Below are 20,787 nucleotides of genomic sequence, written 5' to 3'. Positions count from 1 at the left end.
CTGGCGCTATGCGAATTGTTCAGACGGTCTTCGGTGTCTTCCATCACTTTGAACTAGCCCGCCAGCTTAACCGCCGAGGCCATCTCCAGCGCATCTACTCGACCTGGCCCTGGACGCGCCTCAAGCGCGAAGGCCTTCCCCGCGAACTGGTCGAGACCTTCCCTTGGGTCCACACCCCCGAAATTCTCATGCAACGCTTTGGCATTCACCATCCATATCTAATGGATCAAATAAGTTATGCAAACTCACTCTCCTTCGATGAGTGGACCCTCCGGCGCACCCGCGCCGCCGCAACCCCAAACACAACCCCGGACGCTGTCATCGCCATCTCCGGCTCAAGCCTCAAAACCGGCAGCGAGATCCAGTCCCGCGGTGGCCGCCTCATCTGCGACCGGGGCTCCTCCCATCAGCGCTATCAGGAGACCATCGTCTCCGACGAGTACCAGCGCTGGAATGTGACCCGTCCCGTCACCGACATTCGCGACATCCTCCGCGAAGAAAAGATCTACGCTATCTCGGACGCCATCACCGTCCCCTCAAGCTTCGCCGCCCGTTCCTTCATCGAAATGGGCCTGCCAGCTGAAAAGATTCACGTCATCCCCTACGGCGTTCGCCTCGAAAACTTCACCCGCACCGGCGAGCCTCCCGATTCCAACGACCGCTTCGAGGTCCTCTTCGCCGGCTCCGTCACCCTACGCAAGGGAGTTCCCTACCTCCTCGAAGCTTTCGCCAAACTCCGGCATCCCGCAAAGCGCCTGCGCCTCGCCGGGTCCATCCACCCCGACATGAAGACCGTCCTCGATCGCCTTCCTCAGCAGCAAGTCGAGTTCCTCGGTCCACTCCCGCAGGAGCAGCTCGCCACCGTCATGAGCACCAGCCACGTCATGGTTCTCCCCAGCATCGAAGAGGGTTTGGCGCTGGTCCAGGGTCAAGCCCTCGCCTGCGGCTGCCCTGTTCTTTGCTCCACCAACACCGGCGGCGAAGACCTCTTCACCAACGGCGTAGAAGGCTTCGTAGTCCCAGTTCGCGACGCAGCCGCCCTCACCCAGCGCATGCAGCAACTCGCCGACGACCCCGGCCTCCAATCGCAGATGAGCGAAGCCGCCCTCCGCCGCGTCCAGCTACTAGGAGGCTGGGACGACTACGGCGACCGCTGGGAGTCTCTTCTAAAACGTCTGACAGCGAAAGATATACCGCACAAACCGGCCCATCAAACCCCACCCCCGACAAAGTGAACCACCTCCAGCCGGTCCCCTGCGCGCAGCGCCGTCTGTGCCCAGTTCGAGCGAGCAGCAATCTCCCCATTGTGTTCTATCGCCACGCGGTCGCTCTTCAATCCCAGCTCCACGACAAGTTGTTCAAGGCTGGCAGCTTCTTCAAGCGCGTCAAAGCTGCGGGACTGGCCGTTCAAGATCACCGTAAGTGCCATACCTATTCAGCCTAGCAGCATCGCCATCTAATCCAGCAACCGCACCGTCCGCTCAACAAACCAGTTCCACAACCTGCGAGTCAGCGTCTTCGGCTGAGCAAAGTCCTCAAACACACTCCGGCTCAGACCCATCAGGATGTGAATCGCCTCATCGTCAGATTTATTGTCGAAGGCCTGAATCGAATAACGCCGCGAGTTTGCCAGATACTCGGCCGCATGGCCCAGCGTCAGCAGCGTGCGGCCATGGTGTGTCTGGCTGATCCTGTGAATCGTCAGGTCTGCGTTCTTCGGCGCGGGGTTCCCCGGCGAAAGAGTTGGAACGCTCGAGGCGCTCCGGTTTACGAGTTCGGGTCGAAAGACCCCGGGAAAAGCTACTGTGGACATGGACCTGAATCCTCCGTCCTAATCCCTATCGGCCAACCTCTCCAAGGCATTATCCGGAATATTCCGACTAAGGCAACTCAACGCAGACCCTCAGCGCTATTCAAATAGTCCAGCCAAAGCCCGGCAATGACCCAAACGATGTAGTTTGTTCGTCTCAGAACCTGCCTCGCCACCCAAAACCGCCCCGCCACTCCAATTCCCGATTCAGCACACACCTTGTGCCATATAACTACTCATCCCGCAGAGGCCACAGCGGATTCACCGGCCCCAGCCCCGCACCCCTCGGCTCGGCCGTCCGAATCGCCTCCGCCACATACCGCTTCGCCATCCTCGCCGCAGCCAGTGGAGCATCTCCCATCACCACTCTGCTCAGCAGCGCACTTGAAAACGCACACCCCGTCCCATGCGTCGACCGGCTTACAATCTGCTCCCCCGGCAGCCACTCCATCTCTCCAGTCGCACGCACCAGTAGATCGTCCGGCGGCATCAGGTGCCCACCCGTCGCCACCACATTTAACCCAGCTCCCATCGCTTGCAGATCCCGGGCCGCCGCTGGCATATCCCCCCGCTGCATCACAATCCGCCCCGCCAGAACCCCCAGCTCTTCCAGGTTCGGCGTCACCCAATCCACCAGCGGCAGCAGCCTCCCCCGCAGCGTCCCTACTCCCTCCGCATCCAGCAGTTCCCTGCCCGAGCTCGACCGGATCACCGGATCCAGCACCACCGGAACCCGCCACCCCCGCCCGCGCAGGCCCTCAAGAAACTCCGCCACCGCAACCACATTCGCTGCTGTACCCAGCATCCCAATCTTGATCCCCTCCGCCGGCAGATCGCTCTCCAGACAACCGAGCGTAGCCCGCACCAACTCCGCGGGTACCGGCAGACTATCCCGCACCCCCAGCGTCGACTGCACCGTCAGGCTTGTTATGCACGAGGTCCCAAACAACCCATGCGCCGCAAACACCATCAGGTCGGCGGTCACACCCGCACCCGATGAGGGATCAAATCCAGCAATCGTCAAAACTGTCTGCGCCATCGCCTCTCAAGCATAAAGGAAGCGCTGCCTTCGATGAGCCCGCGATCGACAAGTAGTAGCGGAGATATCTCCAGCAGCTGCGAGAAGCTAGCCGCCTCGTTCGCTGAGCGCCGGCCGGAGCTTAGGCTGGCTCTTGGCTTTGCCCTTGCCCTCGAGATTGAGCGCCACCGCAGCCCTGATGAGATCCTTCAAAGCCGCTTCATTGATCTTGTCGCCTTCCTGGATATCGATGGCACGCCTGACATTCCCTTCAAGGCTTGAATTGAACAGACCTGAAGGATCCTTCAATGCAGCTCCCTTGGCAAAGGTCATCTTGACGACGCTCTTGTATGTCTCTCCCGTGCACACAATGCCGCCGCGGGAAAAAACGGGAGTTCCCATCCACTTCCACTCTTCGACGATCTCAGGGTCTGCCTTACGGATGATCTCGCGCACCTTCGCGAGCATCTTCCCACGCCAGTCGCCAAGTTCGTTGATCTTCGCGTCGATCAACGCAGAAGCAGACTCCACCGGAACGGACTTCTTCATGGACATCTCCAAATCTCGCAACCTAATTTAGCCGTACTCAGCGCAACCTGCAACCTTCGCCAACCGCGCAGACTCCCTGCACCCCTTCTATCCAGAACTGTTCGCTATTCACGTGACTATACCGGCCTGCTGTCTGTCGAAGGAAAGAGCACACCGATAATACGGCTTTGCGGTCGCAGTGCCCACGACACCGCTGTAACTACGGTGAGGATGAGTGGGGCGAGGACGTGAAAGCCATAAGCACCATAGCCGCCGACTGCAGCGCACGATGCGGCAGCGCCCGTCAGATCGAAGAAGATACCGGCATACGCCCATTCCTTGAGCCGCGGAAGACCCGGCACAAGAATGGCGATGGCTCCAAGCATCTTCCAAACTCCCAGGATGGCGAAGAAGTACATTGGGTAGCCAAGCGCGGGCACGACGCCGTGGGGGTTGCGCTGAAACTGTACCAGCTGCCCGGCGCCGCCGCTTCCGATAAAAAACGCTATAAGTGCGGTGGTCGTCCAATACGTAACGTTCTTAGTCTTCGCAGTCATTGCACCTCCCGAGAACACGCTCGAGGCCACCAAAGAACCTCTGCCAGCCGTAGTTTGCACCTTGATACGCCGCCTGTTGATCCGGACCGAAGCCGGACTGCTCCATGCGAAGGTGGGTTCCACCCGCCTCTGGAGTCAACGTGAAGAGTACGACCCATTGAAGCCCGGCTTCGCCCCCTCCAACGCCCCAGTTATAGGACAGCCGTTGCAACGGGTCGACGACCAGCACCTCGCAGTCGACAATGCCATTCCAGTTCGGCATAGGATCGGCGCGGAACTGGAACCTCCGTCCAACCACCGGCTCGAAGTCGTTGTTCATCATCCACTGCGCGAGCAGCGGGCTCTCCGTAAGCGCGCGCCACAGCTTCTCTGGTGGGTGCGGGAAGACTCGTTCGACGACAAGGGTATTGGGGGAGGTCATTGGTCCACCTCCTCTGCATTCAACTCACCAGCCACACGCTCGAGGTTAGCGAGAACACGTGGCCAGCCGAAGCTCATCGCCTGATAGCCGCCCTCGTCCTGCGCGCGGAAGCCGGACTGCTCCATCCGAACGTGGGTGCCAGCATCAGTGGGCGTCAGGGTCCAGGTAACAACCGAACGCAGGCCGTCGGCTGCCTGCTCGCCGGAGGCGTTCTGGCTCCAGGAGAGACGCTGCGGAGGCTCGACGAGGAGAACCTCGCAGTCAGAGACCCCGTTCCAGCCGGCCATGGGTTTGGCGCGGAAGTTGAACTTGTGCCCGACGATCGGCTGAAAATCGTTCTTCATCAGCCATTGCTCGATGAGCAGGCCTTCGGTGAGCGCACGCCAGACTTTTTCCTGTGGATGCGGCATCTGGCGTTCGACGACGATGGAGCGAGCGGAGGTGTCAACGGCTGGGGTCATTAATCCATCCTTTCCAAAAGTGCTTCAAGCTGGTCGAACCGGTCGCGCCAGAAGGCGCCGTAGTGATTGAGCCAGTCCACCATCGGCGCCAGTGCATCAGGCTGCGCACGATAGTGAGTCTCGCGACCCGCACGGCGATGCCGTACTAGCTTTGCCCGCTTCAGTACCGTCAGATGCTTGGAGACGGCAGGCTGGGAGACCCCCGCATAGTGAGTCAATGCGTGGACGGTCTGCTCCCCCTGTCGGGTCAGCTCCTCAAAGATGGCCCGGCGAGTCGGATCGGCAAGAGCACGGAACACGGGATTTGCATTGGCCGGTTTCACAGCAAAACCATAACCGTATGGTTATGGTTTGTCAAGAGAAAGAATCAACGTAAAAGTCATCCGATCGCTTCCGACAAGTCGGCCTAAAGGAATACGCGCTAACCGAATCAGCTTGCAGTGTTCAGCTTGGCTTAAACTCCGTCGACGCCCCCAGCGCCTTCGTCACTTCACCTGCGATGTCGTCCTGCACCATGAGGAGATCGTGAAACGGACGATCGTACGTCTCCGACCACACCACATACCCGTTATCCGCACGGATCAGCCGCGCCGCCACCCGCACCCGCGCACCAGACTTGCGTACGCTCCCATCCAGCACATACATCACACCCAGCGCCTTTACGATCTCCGCCACCGGCATCTCTTTATCCCTGTAGTAGAACGAAGACGTCGGAGACGGTACCTGCAGCCTGGGGAGCTTGCTGAGCTTGTCGATCAGCTCCTCTGTCATGCCATCGGCGAACTCCCCTTCATGCATCCCCTGGGTCAGGTCAAGAAACGGCAGCACCGCAATGGACTTCTGCGTCTGTGGAGCAGCGATCACAGCCGACTCCACCGGAGAATGATTCGGAGTCTTGGCGCGCAACACGAGGGCAAAAACAACCGCAAGACAGATCACCGCACCGCTAATCGTCAGGGCTATTCGGCGCGAACCCGGCCGCGGCGCATTCGCAATCGCAACCGAAGCTTCGCTCTCGGAAGCCACTGAAGATACCGTCGGTGAAACTGTCTGAGCAATCGGCTCCTCCAACCAAGGACTCACCGTCGCCACCATGCGATACCCCAGCCGCGGTACCGTCGCAATATAAGTAGGCTGCTTCGGGTCGTCGCCAAGCAACCGCCGCAACGACGCCACTGCCTGATAAACCGAGTCGGGTGACACGATAACCCCGGACCACACCTGGCTAAGCAGATCGTCGATGCTCACCACTTCTCCGGCATGCTCGGCCAGACACACCAGCAGCCGCATCGTCCGCGCTTCAAGCCGTGCGCTCTCTCCATCTCGTGAAATCTGGCCGGATGCCGGATTGACGCACCAGGTGCCGATGCGAAGCATTGTTGTGGGGGTGCGTTCCATACAGGTTCAGTACTACCTTCTGCCTTTAAATCAAGCTTCCATAAAAACCAGCGCCTGCCGATTATACCGATACCCACCATCCGAACGCAGTTCAACCCTTAACCCGCACTTACAGCCTTATTTCAGAACTATTCAGAGTATTTCAGACTGGATTCAGGACTTCCTCGCGCTCCTCTGCGTAGCGTAAGAACCGCAATGCGAGTTGCATCAACCGGAGGCAAGTGAGATGGTCAGCAGGAAAGTAACAAGATCAGTTTTAGAGAAATTGCACGATCTCTTTGGAGTCAGTGCTCTGCTTCTGGCAACTTATGCGATGTCCTGGACCTTTGCGGTGGCGGAGCCCCCTGCACCCGTTCAAAAGAGCGTCAAAGCTGACGCCCTTCCGGCTCCGGGAACATATAAGATCGATCCCGCTCACAGCTTCGCCTACTTCAGCGCGTGGCACCATCTGGTCGGGCGTGTGCGTGGCCGGTTCGACAAAGTTACGGGAACTATCACTGTATCGCCGGACCCAGCTGCCTGCAGCGTAGACGTCACGATCGACGTCTCCACGATCAGCACGCAGATCAGCAAGCGTGATGAGGATCTTCGCGGCGACGCGTACTTTGATGTGAAGAAATTTCTGACGATGACCTATCAGGGTCGCGGCATTCACCGTATTTCCTCAGATCTGTGGAGGATGGACGGCTCGCTGACAATGCACGGTGTTACCAGGGTCGTGCCGCTCACCTTCAAGTTCAATGGCACCTTCTCCGATACTGAGCCGAACGAGCCGGCCAGAGTGGCGTTCCATGGAACCGCAGGCTTGAAGCGTGCTGCATTCGGCATGGGAGCGCGGGACAACGCATCAGAAGTCGGCGACTCTACGGTGCCCGATGTCGATATCGAGATTGACGTTGAAGCAGACGCAAATCCCGCAACTCCATAGCAGAACTCAGTCTTTTCCTCCCTACTAGCCTCGACCACAAAACTCCCGCCAACCAGGGCGTCCAGTGACTCAAGAGGGATGTTGCAAACCAACCAGAAGTGAAATAGGAGATCTCAATGATTCAAGAGTCCGCACCCACGCGAACAACAACAAGAAACGCTCTACTGGCAATCGGCGTGGCGGGTCTCGTCGGCGCAACACTGGATCTCTTACAGGCCATGATCCTTGCGGGCCACGACATTATCCTCGTCATTACCTACGGCCTGGTAGGGGAAAAGGCGCTTAAGGGAGGCCCCGGCAAACTATACTCTGGGTGTCCTGCTGCACGTTATCATCTCCCTCATCTTCGCAACCTTCTACTACGCCGTAAGCCGCAAACTGAGATTCATGACGGAGTATCCGCTCATCTGCGGCCTCTGCTTTGGTGCTGGCGTTCACCTCGTCATGATGCTCATCGTCCTGCCGCTCTCCGCCCTCCACCAATACGACCCCATTACCATTCGCGGCATGCGCCTTGGCCTGCTCATCCACATGATCGTCTTCGGACTACCGGTCGCCTACGGCATCAGCCGCTTTGCAAAAGATTAACACTTGGTACTGGCATAACCGGTTGTCCACAATCGTGGCGACTCGGAAGTATCACCTCGGTTCCTACAGACAAAAAGCTCCGAGCTTCATCTCGAAGCCCGGAGCGCTCTTTCGGCAAATTCTTTACCGCATTCCACCCGCAACCTGCAGCAGCGAACCGGTCACCCACTTGGCATCGTCCGATGCAAGAAACGCAACCACGGTGGACACATCATCTGGCTGCCCGATTCGGCCGAGTGGCGTGCTCTGCAGCATCTGCTTTTCGAAGTCGCTTCCCTCAACCCCGGCAGACTTGAAGCCCTCCGTTACGATAGGCCCGGGGTTCACCGCATTCACTCGAATCTTCTTTGGCCCCAGCTCCTTCGCAAGCACGCGCGTAATTGCATCCACGGCGCCCTTCGTGCTGCTGTACACCGCCGACATCGGAGGCGTCTGGTCACTGGCAACCGATCCTATATTGATCACGCTGCCACCCTCCGCCGGAAACAGAGCCACGCCAGCCTTTGTAGCGAGCAACAGTCCCTTCACATTGATGCCCAGCATCCGGTCGATCGACTCCTCCGTAATCCCCTCCAGCGGAGCGAACTCATACACGCCGGCATTGTTCACCAGGATATCGACCCTGCCATAGGCCTTCTTCGTCTCAGCAAAAAGCGCATCAATCTCCGCAGTCTTCGCGACGCTCCCGCCCACGGCAATCGCCTTCCCACCGGCCTTTACGATCTCGGTAACCACCTTATCGGCGCCCTCTTTGCTCAACGCATAGTTCACCACCACCGACGCACCCTGCGCCGCCAGTTCCTTCGCAATCTCCGCGCCAATACCCTTCGACGCTCCTGTCACAACCGCTATCTTTCCTGTAAGCTTTCCCATCGCAATCTCCTTATTTCGATATCTATCGAACAGTGCAGCTATCGAATAGATGCGGGCAGGGTCCGGCCCGATTCGTCATTTACCAGATCTAAATAGAGGAGAGCCGTCTGACATAAGCCTCAAACACCGAACGGTGCAGATATAGGTTGGCCCCTCGACCCACGCGTCTTATCTCAATTAACCCCGCCTCGCTCAACTCCTTCATATGGTGGGACACCGTAGCCGGACTGATCGACTCATGCTCCTGCAGCGCACTGCACTCCATCCCCTCACTGGCCCCCACCTGTTGCAGAATCGCAAACCGGCGCGGATCACTCAGCGCCCGAGCAATCGCCTGAAACTGATCCTCCGACAGCATCACCTCCGCGCTTGGATCCCTCTTCTTCATACCCGAAACAGATGTCCCCCATTGGTCATTCGATGCAACACTGAGTCCGCACAGTAACGGGCCGGAACTCGCCAACTAATCTCCATGCAAAAAAGCATAGCGGCTGCTCCTCCCGCAGCCGCACGAAAGCCTCTAAACAGAAAGACTCAGCACACGATTCAGCCGCTGCACAAACGCCGCAGGATCCTGAATCGTCACACCCTCCATCAGCAGAGCCTGATCAAACAATAGCCACGCCGCATCCTGAGCCACCGAATCATCCGACCGCGCCAGCAGCTTCTTCACAATCTCATGGTCCGGATTGATCTCCAGCGTAGGCTTCATCGCAGGAAGATCCTTCTGCCCCATCGCCCGCATCATCTGCTGCATCTTCAGCGACGGCTCCTCCTCATCCGACACGATGCACGAAGGGCTATCCGCCAGCCGCACCGACGCTCGTACATCCTTCACCCGATCGCCCAGCGTCTTCTTCAGCATCTCGATCAGCGGCTTCAGACTCTCGCTCTTATCCGCTTCATCCTCGCCCCTCAAATCCTCGCTGGTAGAAGATTTATTCACTGCCTTCAGATCGATCTCGCCATACTTCTCTACCCCCGAGAAGATCACCTCGTCGAAGTCATCATCGAGAATCAGAACCTCAACATCCTTCTTCTTATAAATCTCCAGTAACGGCGAAGTCCGCAGCAGCGACTCCGCTCCACCTGTGATGTAGTAGATACTCTTCTGATCTTCCTTCATCCGCGACTTCACATCCGTAAGACTCGTCAACCCCTCCACCTTGGTCGACTTGAACCGCACCAGCTCCAGCAGAGTCTCGCGATTCGCATAGTCCCCGTACAGTCCCTCCTTCAGCGGACGGTTGTACTCAGCAATAAACTTCAGGTACTCCTCAGGCTGATTCGCCGCAACGTTCTTCAGCTCCGAAAGAATCTTCTTCACGCTAGCCGTGCGAATGCTCGTCAGCACCTTATCTGCTGCAGAATCTCACGACTCACATTCAACGGAAGATCTTCGCTATCGATAATCCCCCGGACAAACCGCAGGTACTGCGGCAGCAGCTCCTTCGCATCATCCATGATGAAGACGCGCTTCACATAAAGCTTCACCCCAACCTTGTACTCCGCGTTATACAGATCCAGCGGAGCCTTCGCCGGAATATAAAACAGCGTCGTGTACTCCAGACTTCCCTCTGCCTTCGTATGAAACCAAAACAGCGGATCATCCCAACCACCCGACACCGACTTATAAAGCTCCTTATAATCCTCGTCCGTCAACTCACTCTTCGGTCGACGCCACAACGCACTCGCCGCATTCACCTGCTCCGTCGTACGAACCTTGTCTGACTTCTTCTCCGCCTCATTCCACTCACTCTTGTCGTAGGTCAAAAAGATCGGAAACGCAATGTGGTTCGAGTACTTCTTGACAATCTCCTGCAGCCGCCAACTATTCGCGTACTGCGCCCCCTCGTCGTTGAAGTGAATCACGACCGTAGTCCCGGCAACGTCACGCTCCGCCGGCTCAATATCGAAACCTGTCTTACCATCGCTCACCCACCGCCACGCCTGCTCCTCCCCAGCTTTGCGCGACACGACCTCTACCTTATCCGCCACCATGAACACGCTGTAGAACCCAACACCAAACTGCCCGATCAGATTCGAATCCTTCTTCGCATCTCCCGAAAGCTGCGACAGAAAGTTCTTCGTCCCCGACCGCGCAATTGTTCCCAGGTTCGAAGTCAGATCCTCCTCATTCATCCCGATGCCGGTATCGCTGATGGTAAGCGTCTTCTTCTCTTCATCAAGCTCCAGATCGATCCGCGGATTGAACGGCAGCGCCTTATAAGCCTCGTCCGTAAGCGTCAGATGCCGCAGCTTATCCAGCGCATCCGAAGAGTTCGAAACCAGTTCACGAAGAAAGATCTCAGGGTGAGAGTAAAGCGAGTGGATGATCAGTTGCAGCAGCTGACTAACTTCAGTTTGAAATTCACGTTTCGACATAACCTCTATTATCGCCAAAAACGAAGCCAAAGACGAGAGCGGCAACCGAGCGAAAGGCCCGCTTTCATCTAACCGCCAGACATAGATTTCAGGTTCGCCGAACCGAAGACCGTACCACTGCAACTCCAGAGATCAGCACACCTTCGAGGCTTCCACTGGGAGTTCCTGTCCTGTGACGAGTGAACGACGTCTCACCAGATGCTCTGTGAGCTTTGAGAGCCACAGCTCCCAAGGAATGGAAAAAAGACTAAATTGAAGCCGCCAGCGAATCGTCGTTTCGAGTATCAGATCGAGTACTCGTTTTGCGAAGTTTGCTTCGTCAGAGTGCTTGCGCAGCTGATTTAAAAGAAGGAAATAGGAGAGCGTCCGCTCGAAGTGGCTAAACTCAGGTCCTTGAAGCCAGGGTAAGAGATTCGCACCCAGCGGCATATCCATCCATTGCTGTAGCGTCTTAGGTTCTACCACCCCCAGTTCGCGAAGCTGCGGCCAAATGGGAATTCCAGGATAAGGGGTGAAGATATTGGGTGAGAAGCGCATGTTACCGAACCTTCTACCGATATCGCTCATGGTTCGGAAGGTAATCAGCCGATCCTCGTCCGTCTCGCCAGGATAGCCAAGGATGAGGTTGAAGGTGACGCGAATGCCAGCCAGACTTGTCTTGCGCGCCGTCTCGTACATCTCATCGACGCGCTGGTGCCGCTTATTCATCAACTTTAGTACAGCCTTCGATGTGGACTCTGTACCAAAGCCCATATGAGTCACACCGCTATCAGCCAGTAGTTGAACCTCTTCCTGACTCATGCGGCAGATAAAATCAGTAGAAGCCTGAAAGGTCCAGGCGAACTTTACGCCTGAGTCGCAAATGCCCTGAGCAATGGCAATCGCACGCCGCAAATCGACCGGAAAGTTGGAGTCGAGCAATGCGACGTGGGTAATACCATACTGCTTGACGAGCCCAGTCAACTCACCAACGACATGTTCAGCGGAATAGGCATTGAAGCGTCGCTTATAGACGACCATGTCGGTGCAGTAGTTGCATGCATAAGGACAGCCAACGCTGGTCGCATAGGCCAGCTCTCGTCTTCCCGAAGCTTTTTCATAGGCATCAAAGTCGGTTAGCTCGTAGGCGGGAAGAGGAAAGGTATCGATCGGTTGAACGCGCCGTTCAAGGTTCTCGATTAGGCGCCCGTCCTTCTTCCAGGACACCCCCGGAATAAAATCCAGAGCCCTGTTATCGGCAAGCGCCCCTGCAAGTTCGACGATTGTGATCTCGCCCTGCCCACGCACCACCACATCGACAAACTCTTCTCGCAGAGTCGACTCCGGACAGAGAGTAGGATGCCAGCCGCCAAATACGACGCAGACATCAGGTGTATGTTTTTTTACGTGTTGGGCTGCCTCAATCGCACCGCGAATCATTGGGCCGGTCAGCACAGAGATACCTATGCAAAGAGCGAACTGACATTCTTCTTCAAGACGCAGCAGATAGTTCGGCTCGATCGCCGCATCGATCAGGACAACTTCGAAGGACGCCGCTCGAAGCGTTCCAGCCAGAGCAAGAAGTGAAAGAGGCGCACCAAGAGGTGGTCCGTCGTATGGCGGATAGAAAAGTACGACCTTTCCACGTGTCATCACGGCTAATCGGTTACCACGCTCTCAATCTGAGGATCGATCGCTGCGCGCAGAGGTGTGTCAGTCTGGTGTCATCGTGTTGTAAGCAGATTGTCATCGGTGTTTTGCATCGCGCATGTGGCTGTAATGATGAATCATGTCGCGTATCTCAAGGGCTGTTCTTACTGTCTTGTCATGCGCTCATGTGAGGCCGCAAGTCTCTTCGCGGAGGACGAGTTGCTATGAGTCTCTCGGATACTGTTGTGCACGAAGCTATCAACTCTCCAGTGCGGGAGAGACGCTGCGTGTCGGAAGATGATTGGTTAGGGGCTCGCAGTCATCCACAAGTTGAGCCTGCTTATTTCGATTCGAAGGCTGACTGTTGGATTCTGAGCCGTTACGCCGACGTCGTTGCAGCACTTTATTCTCCTGAGCTAACGTTGGTCGGCCCTTCGCGCAAGAAAGACGAGTTGATAGTCGATGAAGATGCGAGACTTCGCATGAGATTAGAGACACGCGACGCACTCTCGCCAAAAATGTTGCGCTCGGTGCGAAGACAGATGTTTGAAGATGCCAGAGCACAACTTGCAACTCTCCACTGGGACCAGCCTGTTGATCTAATTAGGGAGTACGCCGAGCCCGTCTGTCTTGCGCTTGCGCTCGAAGTGACGCAACCCTCCTGTAGCGACATAGACTTGCTCAAGCAGTTGGCCAGGCAGGTATCCGCCTCGTCTGCCGACCCCTTCGATCCTGAGATTAAATCAAGATCGAAGGCAGCCTCTGCCGTGCTGTGTCCTTACTTTGCCTCAGGCCCAATGCCTTTGCGTGAGTCTGGTTTTGTGGCACTCTCGCAGACTATGGTGCACCTGCTGGCGAATGTATGGTTCGGGCTCATCACTCATCCTGAAGAATGGAGTCGTCTTCATCGCCAGCCTGCTCTGATTGCGCGTGGAGTAGAGGAGTTGTTGCGCTTCGCCGGATTAACGCGATTCGTCTATCGGCGCGCCCAGGCCGATACGGTGATCAACGGAATCTGCATTAGCCAGGGAGAGCGGCTTACGCTGCGCATCTTCGCAGCCAACCGCGACCCTGATCGCTTCTCCAATCCAAACGCCGTCTCTGTAATGCGTCGCGGCCTGGGACAGGTCAGTCTTGGCGCTGGGCGGCATGCATGCGTCGGAGCACCTCTTATCCGTACCGCCGCTCTTGCCGCCACCTACGCACTCGTCGAGCGTCTTCCAGAGGTGCGCCTTCTCTCACCCATAAACTGGCGCGGTGGCGATGGCTTCCGCTCGCCCTCGACTTTGCCTGTCGTCGCTTCCTTGTAAGAGATCGCAGCCATGGAAGTACGGCCACCATCATCCTCATAAGGTGGTCTGGGTGGAGTAACTCGCGTCGCACGCGAACCGCTTTCTCGAAGATGGGCGTAGACGCTCGCAACTCCCGTACAAATCGTCACACTTCACTCCCATCCGGCAGCACAAAAAAGTTAAACTAACCTCATGCCCGATCCAAAAGCTCGCTTGGCAGTAGCCCTCGACTATCCAGACGCCCTGCAGGCCCTCAAACTAGTCGATACTCTCGGCCACACCTGCCAATGGTTCAAAATCGGCATGGAGCTCTACTACGCCGCCGGCAACACCATCGTCCGCGAACTTAGAGACCGTGACTTCGACGTCTTCCTCGACCTCAAACTTCACGACATCCCCAACACCGTAGCCGGTGCCGTCCGCTCCGCCACACAAGCCGGAGCAGGGCTCCTCACCATTCACGCCAGCGGAGGCTCTGCCATGATGGCCGCCGCAGCCGAAGCCGCCCGCGCCCCCGGCGGGCCCCGCCTCCTCGCCGTCACTGTCCTCACCAGCATGGACGCCGCTCAACTCACAGGCACAGGCATCACCGTCTCTCCCGCCGACCAGGTCCTCCGCCTTGCAAAGCTCGCCACTCAATCAGGCATTGACGGCTTCGTCTGCTCCGCCGAAGAGGTCGCCGCCGTCCGCGCAGCCACCGGCCCCGACACCCTCCTCGTCATCCCGGGAATCCGCCCCGCAGGCGCGGCCCTCGGCGACCAGAAACGCATCGCCACTCCAGCGCAGGCCATCGCCGCAGGAGCCTCCATGCTCGTCGTAGGCCGCCCCATCACCCAGGCCCCAGACCCCGCCGCCGCCGCCCAGGCCATCCTTCAAGAGATAGCCGAAGAGATAGCCAAAGCCGAAGCCCGCCAGAAAAAGTAATTCAACCTTAGCCGGATACGGGTGCCCCATATCTCGACTCTGAGATGTGGGCATTCGCGCCACGCGCGAACCGCTTTCTCTACACGCCGCCTTCAGAATCTCGTCGCCGAATACACATTCATGCACTTTCATCGCATGATGTGAGCCTTCGAGCAAAGCTCGAACCGATTCCACCGCCTCACAAATTCACTTGACGCCCCCCAAACCAAGGCGCACCCTTATTTCACTTAAAACTCGAGAAGGGATCCACTCATGCACAAAACTCTCTTCGTCCTTGCCCTCCTTGCCTCTGCCTTGTCCATCCCTCCAACCGCTCACGCCGACACCATGTACCAGATCACCTTCGACTTCCCCTCCCCTCCCGGAGTCCGCGGAGGCATCACCACCCTCGACTTCGCCCCCACCCCCTACTTCATTTTTTCTCCCCCATGCCCCCCGCTCGATTGCCTCACCGTTCTGGCCACCGACCCCGCCGAATCCGGATTTTACTCCCTCATCGACTTCACCCAGATTTCACCCACCGAGATGGTCGTCGGATACGCCCCTTACTCCCTGTCCTTCCCTTACCCCCCCTCCCGGTGCTTTCACCAATATCGTTATCTTTGGATCGCTTCTTCCCTTGGCCGGCCCAGCTGACGCTCCCACCGTTCTCACCGGAACCTTCGACGGCATGTTGGTACCCGACGCACCAATCCCAAACATCCCCGGCACCATCACCATCGAACCTCTCACCAACTCAACCGTTCCCGAACCCTCCTCCTTCGCCCTGATGGCAACTGGAATCCTCGGAGCAATCACCACACTCCGATACCGCAGATTCATAACAAGCTAAGGCCGGGTACAACCCAAACCTCTACCCCACCCTTAACGACTGGGTGCCCCATCCAACCGGGTGCCCCATCCTTCGCGCCTTTGCAAAGGGTGGGGTGCATTTTGTCAATCCATCATATATCCATTCCATCGGGTGCCCCATTCATGCAGCTTCATCGCATGAGTGGGCCTTCGAGCAAAGCTCGAACCTTCACCACAGAGCATAATCCCAATCGAGGAACGATCTGGTCACGCCCACCGCTGGCATACCCCAAAAAACTTCAAAAAGTTGGCGTATTTTTAGCACCCAAAAGAGCGCTGCTAAAACACCACATCCACCACACAAAACACCACAACTTCACCACCAAAACACCACGCGAAAGAGGCGCTTTTCGGAAAAACCCCCGAAAAAACGCCTCTCCACCACGCCAAAAAAAACCATCCACAAAAATGGGGAAGCTAGACCGCCGAATCGATCCGAAGATCCCCCAAAGCCTGCACCGAATCACTCAGCCGCAAAGCCAGCGACTTGGCCGACCCGCCCCCACGCTGGAACTCGCCCAGAGGCATCTCGGTCACATCAAAACCACGCTCCATCAATCGTTTAGCTAGGTCCGTCTCCACCGCGCCCATCAAAACATCGCGCCCCACATTGATCACATTGCAGCCAAACTGAGTAGCCTCTAACTCGCTGACAACAATCCTCTTATCCGCTGCATAGGCAGCATGGATCTTCTCGAGCGAAGCCGCATCGAAGGCGCCCGGAAAGTACATCAGGTACCCTCCGCTAAGTGGCGCAAAACAAAGATCCAAATGATAAAACCGTGGATCCACCAGATGCAGTGACGTCACTCGCGTATGCCACGCATCCCCCAGGTGCCGATGGCTATGCCTGCAAGTCCGAACCCCGTGTGCCGCCCACAGATGCCCGCCATTGGCGTCAAAGAGCGCATCCCCCTCACCCTCGAACGAAGTCTCCCGCGGCGTCTCCCACAGCAGAAAACCCGCGTCCTGCAACCACTTTCGCAGATGCCCCTCTTCGGTCTGCCGCTGCGGATGAGCAAAACTCGACACCGCCGCCAGCCCATGCTGCACCACCGCCGCATGCGCCACAAACACCATATCCGGCGACCCCTCCCGAGCGTGCAGCAAGCGAACATCCGCCACCCGCTGCAGCTGCCGGTACAGGTTCTTCCACTGCATAAACGCAGTATCCCGCGACGGTCGATGCAGATTCCCCGCCATCCACGGGTTGATCACGTAGTCCACGTCATAAAACTCAGGCGGGCACATCAGAAATGTAGGGCGAGTGAAGTGCGGGAGAGGTGCAAAAGCAGAAGAGGTCACTGCAGAGCTGCTGTTCATCATAAAACTGGGTTCCTACTTTCCAGCGTCGAGTCTGCCCGTCTCAACCAACGATCGTCAAGTCTCTCACGGTAAATTATCTGTACAACTTTGGTGCATAATCCTCAACGAACCCCAACCCATGTCAGACACTCACAAGGCACTCAAAAGAAAGGTCCGCACACAACAAAGAGCCCACACAGGGCCCTTTGTCGGTTGCATCTTTGTTGAATCTTTCGCTTAGAGTTTTTCGAAGAAATCGCACGCGGAGCAGGAGATATACACTCCGCCAGGAGTACCGCGCTCGCGGTCCTTCACGCGCTTCACAATGCGAGTTGGTTTGGAGCACTTTGGACAATCCGTGCTCTTGTTAGTATCCATGACCTTCTTACGGTCGCCGGTCTTGGCAATCTTCGCCATAATGCTTGCTCTCCCTAATACGAACGTTACAAATATCTCGGCCCACGCATTGGATATCTCGATCGACTATGACCATCGCGGGCAAGCAGAATCTCATCATCCGGTGCTTCTCGTAAAGATTGTCCGGGACGAACCACGGCGGGAATCGGAGGAGAAGAACTGCGATTGAAGCTCTCCTACAAGTCTACACGACCAAAGCCCTAACGTGGCTGTTGAGCCAACGCAAGATTGTTCGAAGGAGGCTGTGCCGACGGTGCGGACGCTCCGCCCTTACTGTCCTTCTTGTCATCCGGAAATTGAACTTTACCATCGGTGCGGCCCGCGGACGCCGCCTCACCCGGCTTTAGCAACGTCGGCGGAGCATTCGTCTTCTCGGTTCCATCAGGGGCCTTGTCTCCCATCGCGACCTCACGCGCTGGCTCGCCTGAGTTATACCCAGCCATCTCATCCTTGTCATGAATCTCGATCGGTTTGCCCAGCGCCGCAATCTCCACGACCGTCACGCGGTCCCCTACAAACCGCACAAACCGAATCGTCTGCGGCACGTGACCATAGATCCACTCCTCGTATCGTCCACCGCTCGCATCTCCGCTCGGCTGGTCCCGCATCTTGTTCTCCGGAGCGCCCAGCGCCGCCAGCACCATTCGATGATTCATCCCCACCAGAACTTCATGCGCCGCAATCGCCTCCTTCAACGAGGGAGGCAGAGTATCCGCATAAGCCTGTTCGGAGGTCTTCACCCCAAAATCGATCACTGGCTCCAGCAACGCCTTTACCTCCGGCGCGGAGATCTCCGGAACGTGCCCCTCGAAGATCAGCGTAATTCGCGACCCCGTGGCCCGGTCCTGATTCGTCTGCGCAACCGGCGCGTCATTGATCTGGATATGACTTAGAAACCGATGTTTCAGATACGGACCGCCGTTGAGGTCCAGCACAATCCGATCAGGCTTGATCTCCAAAGACGTAATGATGACTCGGTCGCCCAGCGCCGCAGCCTCACCCTTCTGGTAGATCATCTTTCTATACTCCGCCCCACCGGGACTAATCGGTCCATTCGCTCGCAGCGTCACCCCCGCGCTCACCGGCAACGCACGATGAGCGAACCCCTGCTCTGCTTCAAGATTTCGAACTAGCTCACGACGACCACGCTCCGTCATCGGCGTATCAGGCAACGAAACATGTGTAGGGGAAAAATCCGTAGAGATGTCAGCAGTCGCAGTCCCTTCCCCGACCACAAAGACCTGACCATGAGCCGCCTTCAAAGACAGCGACGACAATGCCAGACTACCCAGCAAAAGAGCCGACCTGTAGCGAAAAAGTGCCATGGAAGCGCCTCAGATACACAACAGCTTGCGCCTTCTCTTCCCCTTTGACAAGAGCCGGTTCACGAATTTTGATCAGACCACAGAGAAGTAGCGTTAAAGTCCCAAAATCAAAACAACAGCGCCTCAATCCGACCCGGCTAGAGCTTCGGTTCCTCGCCAACCGATCGCGATTGGGGAGTGGCCGGCAAAATCTGAACCAAGGATGGCACAGCGGCCGGTTTTGCCTCCTGCTCCATCGCCGCATGTGCCGGAGGTGGCGGAATCTCGATCGCATAGCCGCCCGCAACAATGGGTTTATGGGTGTAGTCCCATGCATAATCGCGAGTGATACGGACCAAAACCGCCACTGCGATCAGCAAAACGAAAGCCGTGAAAACCGCTCCCTCGGGTCCGTAGTTCCCTCCCGTCAGCCACAGTGGACCGAAGGACCGCGTCTGCACCACGCTCGAGAAGTCACTGATTCCGCTGATTGGAAGGCCAAACAGGATGCCGATGCTGGCGTTCCAGGCAAAGTGAAGTCCCCACGGTAGCCACAATCCGTGGGTCCGCAGCCACGCCACCGACAGCAGCAGGCCAGCTAGCATCGTCACAAAGACGCTCGTCCACGTAGCCCCCGGATTCAGTGCATGTCCGAGCCCAAAGAAAAGAGACATTCCAATTGTCGCCGCTACTGGTCCCATCGCTTCAATCAAGCGCCGAAAGGGATAGCCGCGAAATGCTACCTCCTCGGCCAGAGCCGCGACCGCAAGAGTTCCAAGATTCAAAAGCAGCAGCCAGATCGCCCGCGGCTGCAACCACAGCTGGACATCCAACTTTCCCGTCAGAGTCATAGGAAGAACGGCCAGCACCACGCAACCCCAGCCAACAGCGACCCCAAGGGTCCACTCCCGCCGCGATGTCACTCGCCTTGGAAGACCCAGAACCTCCCGAAGCGAAGACTGCCGATGGGCAATAGCCTGCAAGATCGAAAACCCGACCGCCAACAAAAAAAGAAGAAAAAGCGCCGCCAGCAGAGGTCTCTCCGCGTCAAGCCCAAATCGCTCCGAAAGGCCACGCGCCGAACGTCCCGCCAGAATATCGGAAGCCACAAACCAGGTCGCAGATGTTACGAAGAGCGCCAGCTGCAGCGTGCGCTCAGAGCGGCCTGAGTGTGTCGAATTGAGGGATTGCAACGCTGGCTGCTCCAGAAACGGTGGTTCCGCTAAACGGTGGTGTAAAACTGTGCGATATTACGAAACTTGGTGTAGCGCTGCTCAAGCAGGGTCTCGAGCGGCAGTGCCCGAAGCTCTGCGAGGTTGCCCCGCAGTCTTTCGTCGACCAATGTCATGGCCTCTTCCGGATTGTTCTGCGTCCCACCCCACGGCTCAGGCAATACCTCATCGACACAGCCAAGTAATTTGACGTCCACGGCGGTGTACTTCAACGCCGTCGCTGCCTGCTGCTTCTTGCTGGCATCCTTCCACATAATCGACGCGCATCCCTCAGGAGAGATCACCGAGTAGATCGCGTTTTCGAGCATCAACACTCGATCGGCTACCGCCAGCGCTAGTGCTCCGCCCGATCCACCCTCACCCGTAATCGTGGCGATGGTGGGCACCCGCAATCGGGACATCTCCAGCAGACTCCGTGCGATTGCCTCCCCCTGCCCGCGCTCCTCCGCCCCGATGCCAGGATTCGCTCCAGCGAGGTCGAGGAAGGTAAACACAGGCCTGCCAAACTTTTCAGCAATCTTCATCGCCCGCAGAGCCTTGCGATACCCTTCTGGATCGGGGCTGCCAAACTTCCGCGCCACCCGTTCCTTCAGCGTCCTCCCCTTCAGGTTCCCGATCACCATCACCGGTTCGCCGTGAAAGACCGCCATCCCACAACTCATCGCGGCATCGTCGCCAAAGGCGCGGTCGCCATGGATCTCGCTGAAGTCGGTAAACAATGCTGCAATGAAATCCATCGGGTAGGGGCGCTGGGGGTGCCGCGCCAGCTCCGTCTTAATCCACGCTTCGGGAGTCGGTGCGGATACTGCCTGGGAGTGCGCTGTTCTTCCTGTCTCGTGTTCTGCCATTGTCTAGGTGTGCTTCA

The 20,787-nt window shown here is 57.4% G+C and carries 24 protein-coding genes and 1 pseudogene; 7 read left to right on the top strand and 18 right to left on the bottom strand.

Annotation, left to right across the window (positions count from 1 at the left end; all coding sequences use genetic code 11):
• The first annotated feature begins 8 nt into the window (after nucleotides 1–8).
• Nucleotides 9–1,235 (top strand): glycosyltransferase family 4 protein, encoded by a 1,227-nt coding sequence (locus tag RBB75_RS17955; RefSeq protein ID WP_179638015.1) that lies wholly within the window; start codon nucleotides 9–11, stop codon nucleotides 1,233–1,235.
• On the opposite strand, the gene thiS is transcribed toward RBB75_RS17955, so the two are convergent.
• From thiS to RBB75_RS17910, 9 genes are all read right to left on the bottom strand, one after another.
• A complete protein-coding gene (thiS, locus tag RBB75_RS17950; RefSeq protein ID WP_179638014.1) occupies nucleotides 1,211–1,429 on the bottom strand; it encodes a sulfur carrier protein ThiS in 219 nt (72 codons plus the stop codon). The two genes, RBB75_RS17955 and thiS, sit on opposite strands and share 25 nt — an antisense overlap.
• A gap of 27 nt (nucleotides 1,430–1,456) precedes the next feature.
• Nucleotides 1,457–1,813, bottom strand: a complete 357-nt coding sequence (locus RBB75_RS17945) for a hypothetical protein (RefSeq protein WP_179638013.1) — start codon at nucleotides 1,811–1,813, stop codon at nucleotides 1,457–1,459.
• Nucleotides 1,814–2,042: 229 nt separating this feature from the next.
• On the bottom strand, nucleotides 2,043–2,849 hold the full coding sequence (thiD, locus tag RBB75_RS17940) for a bifunctional hydroxymethylpyrimidine kinase/phosphomethylpyrimidine kinase (protein WP_179638012.1): 807 nt from the start codon (nucleotides 2,847–2,849) through the stop codon (nucleotides 2,043–2,045).
• A gap of 87 nt (nucleotides 2,850–2,936) precedes the next feature.
• On the bottom strand, nucleotides 2,937–3,377 hold the full coding sequence (locus RBB75_RS17935; protein WP_179638011.1) for a DUF1801 domain-containing protein: 441 nt from the start codon (nucleotides 3,375–3,377) through the stop codon (nucleotides 2,937–2,939).
• Nucleotides 3,378–3,493: 116 nt separating this feature from the next.
• Nucleotides 3,494–3,913, bottom strand: coding sequence for a DoxX family protein (locus RBB75_RS17930; RefSeq protein ID WP_179638010.1), 420 nt, complete (start codon nucleotides 3,911–3,913; stop codon nucleotides 3,494–3,496).
• Nucleotides 3,897–4,334 carry an SRPBCC family protein gene (locus RBB75_RS17925; RefSeq protein ID WP_353068853.1) on the bottom strand — a complete coding sequence of 146 codons (438 nt, stop codon included), beginning with the start codon at nucleotides 4,332–4,334 and terminating at the stop codon, nucleotides 3,897–3,899. The genes RBB75_RS17930 and RBB75_RS17925 overlap by 17 nt, the downstream gene beginning before the upstream one ends.
• Nucleotides 4,331–4,795: an SRPBCC family protein gene (locus RBB75_RS17920; RefSeq protein WP_353068852.1), complete on the bottom strand. Its 465-nt coding sequence runs from the start codon at nucleotides 4,793–4,795 to the stop codon at nucleotides 4,331–4,333. The genes RBB75_RS17925 and RBB75_RS17920 overlap by 4 nt, the downstream gene beginning before the upstream one ends.
• Nucleotides 4,795–5,094: an ArsR/SmtB family transcription factor gene (locus RBB75_RS17915; protein ID WP_353068851.1), complete on the bottom strand. Its 300-nt coding sequence runs from the start codon at nucleotides 5,092–5,094 to the stop codon at nucleotides 4,795–4,797. The genes RBB75_RS17920 and RBB75_RS17915 overlap by 1 nt, the downstream gene beginning before the upstream one ends.
• 145 nt (nucleotides 5,095–5,239) lie before the next feature.
• Nucleotides 5,240–6,193 carry a winged helix-turn-helix domain-containing protein gene (locus tag RBB75_RS17910; RefSeq protein WP_353068850.1) on the bottom strand — a complete coding sequence of 318 codons (954 nt, stop codon included), beginning with the start codon at nucleotides 6,191–6,193 and terminating at the stop codon, nucleotides 5,240–5,242.
• A 265-nt stretch (nucleotides 6,194–6,458) separates the two neighbouring features.
• Between RBB75_RS17910 and RBB75_RS17905 the strand changes: the two genes are divergently transcribed.
• Nucleotides 6,459–7,121 carry a YceI family protein gene (locus RBB75_RS17905; RefSeq protein ID WP_353068849.1) on the top strand — a complete coding sequence of 221 codons (663 nt, stop codon included), beginning with the start codon at nucleotides 6,459–6,461 and terminating at the stop codon, nucleotides 7,119–7,121.
• A gap of 387 nt (nucleotides 7,122–7,508) precedes the next feature.
• Nucleotides 7,509–7,709 carry a hypothetical protein gene (locus tag RBB75_RS17900; RefSeq protein WP_353068848.1) on the top strand — a complete coding sequence of 67 codons (201 nt, stop codon included), beginning with the start codon at nucleotides 7,509–7,511 and terminating at the stop codon, nucleotides 7,707–7,709.
• Nucleotides 7,710–7,832: 123 nt separating this feature from the next.
• On the opposite strand, the gene RBB75_RS17895 is transcribed toward RBB75_RS17900, so the two are convergent.
• The 4 genes and pseudogenes from RBB75_RS17895 to RBB75_RS17880 form a co-directional block, all read right to left on the bottom strand.
• Nucleotides 7,833–8,582: an SDR family NAD(P)-dependent oxidoreductase gene (locus RBB75_RS17895; protein ID WP_353068847.1), complete on the bottom strand. Its 750-nt coding sequence runs from the start codon at nucleotides 8,580–8,582 to the stop codon at nucleotides 7,833–7,835.
• An 88-nt stretch (nucleotides 8,583–8,670) separates the two neighbouring features.
• A complete protein-coding gene (locus tag RBB75_RS17890; RefSeq protein WP_353068846.1) occupies nucleotides 8,671–8,970 on the bottom strand; it encodes a winged helix-turn-helix domain-containing protein in 300 nt (99 codons plus the stop codon).
• Nucleotides 8,971–9,102: 132 nt separating this feature from the next.
• A pseudogene (gene htpG, locus RBB75_RS17885) lies at nucleotides 9,103–10,967 on the bottom strand (molecular chaperone HtpG).
• A 132-nt stretch (nucleotides 10,968–11,099) separates the two neighbouring features.
• The gene (locus RBB75_RS17880) at nucleotides 11,100–12,599 is read right to left on the bottom strand and encodes a B12-binding domain-containing radical SAM protein (RefSeq protein WP_353068845.1); all 1,500 of its coding nucleotides are present in this window, start codon (nucleotides 12,597–12,599) and stop codon (nucleotides 11,100–11,102) included.
• Nucleotides 12,600–13,078: 479 nt separating this feature from the next.
• Between RBB75_RS17880 and RBB75_RS17875 the strand changes: the two genes are divergently transcribed.
• From RBB75_RS17875 to RBB75_RS17860, 4 genes are all read left to right on the top strand, one after another.
• A complete protein-coding gene (locus tag RBB75_RS17875; RefSeq protein ID WP_353068844.1) occupies nucleotides 13,079–13,906 on the top strand; it encodes a cytochrome P450 in 828 nt (275 codons plus the stop codon).
• Between the two features lie 174 nt (nucleotides 13,907–14,080).
• The gene (gene pyrF / locus RBB75_RS17870; RefSeq protein ID WP_353068843.1) at nucleotides 14,081–14,812 is read left to right on the top strand and encodes an orotidine-5'-phosphate decarboxylase; all 732 of its coding nucleotides are present in this window, start codon (nucleotides 14,081–14,083) and stop codon (nucleotides 14,810–14,812) included.
• A 252-nt stretch (nucleotides 14,813–15,064) separates the two neighbouring features.
• The gene (locus RBB75_RS17865; protein ID WP_353068842.1) at nucleotides 15,065–15,448 is read left to right on the top strand and encodes a hypothetical protein; all 384 of its coding nucleotides are present in this window, start codon (nucleotides 15,065–15,067) and stop codon (nucleotides 15,446–15,448) included.
• On the top strand, nucleotides 15,432–15,644 hold the full coding sequence (locus tag RBB75_RS17860; protein ID WP_353068841.1) for a PEP-CTERM sorting domain-containing protein: 213 nt from the start codon (nucleotides 15,432–15,434) through the stop codon (nucleotides 15,642–15,644). Before RBB75_RS17865 ends, RBB75_RS17860 begins: the two co-directional genes overlap by 17 nt.
• Before the next feature lie 437 nt (nucleotides 15,645–16,081).
• On the opposite strand, the gene RBB75_RS17855 is transcribed toward RBB75_RS17860, so the two are convergent.
• The 5 genes from RBB75_RS17855 to RBB75_RS17835 form a co-directional block, all read right to left on the bottom strand.
• Nucleotides 16,082–16,990 (bottom strand): dimethylarginine dimethylaminohydrolase family protein, encoded by a 909-nt coding sequence (locus RBB75_RS17855; RefSeq protein WP_353068840.1) that lies wholly within the window; start codon nucleotides 16,988–16,990, stop codon nucleotides 16,082–16,084.
• Between the two features lie 216 nt (nucleotides 16,991–17,206).
• Entirely contained in the window at nucleotides 17,207–17,386 is a 180-nt protein-coding gene (locus RBB75_RS17850) for a hypothetical protein (protein WP_020713649.1), read from the bottom strand.
• 200 nt (nucleotides 17,387–17,586) lie between these two features.
• Nucleotides 17,587–18,711, bottom strand: coding sequence for a hypothetical protein (locus tag RBB75_RS17845; protein WP_353068839.1), 1,125 nt, complete (start codon nucleotides 18,709–18,711; stop codon nucleotides 17,587–17,589).
• 137 nt (nucleotides 18,712–18,848) lie between these two features.
• A complete protein-coding gene (locus tag RBB75_RS17840) occupies nucleotides 18,849–19,883 on the bottom strand; it encodes a CPBP family intramembrane glutamic endopeptidase (RefSeq protein WP_353068838.1) in 1,035 nt (344 codons plus the stop codon).
• A gap of 29 nt (nucleotides 19,884–19,912) precedes the next feature.
• Nucleotides 19,913–20,770 carry an acetyl-CoA carboxylase carboxyltransferase subunit alpha gene (locus RBB75_RS17835; RefSeq protein ID WP_353068837.1) on the bottom strand — a complete coding sequence of 286 codons (858 nt, stop codon included), beginning with the start codon at nucleotides 20,768–20,770 and terminating at the stop codon, nucleotides 19,913–19,915.
• Between the last annotated feature and the right edge of the window lie 17 nt (nucleotides 20,771–20,787).

This window comes from Tunturibacter empetritectus, assembly GCF_040358985.1.
Lineage (GTDB): Bacteria > Acidobacteriota > Terriglobia > Terriglobales > Acidobacteriaceae > Edaphobacter > Edaphobacter empetritectus.
This window is presented reverse-complemented; position numbering and strand designations above follow the sequence as displayed.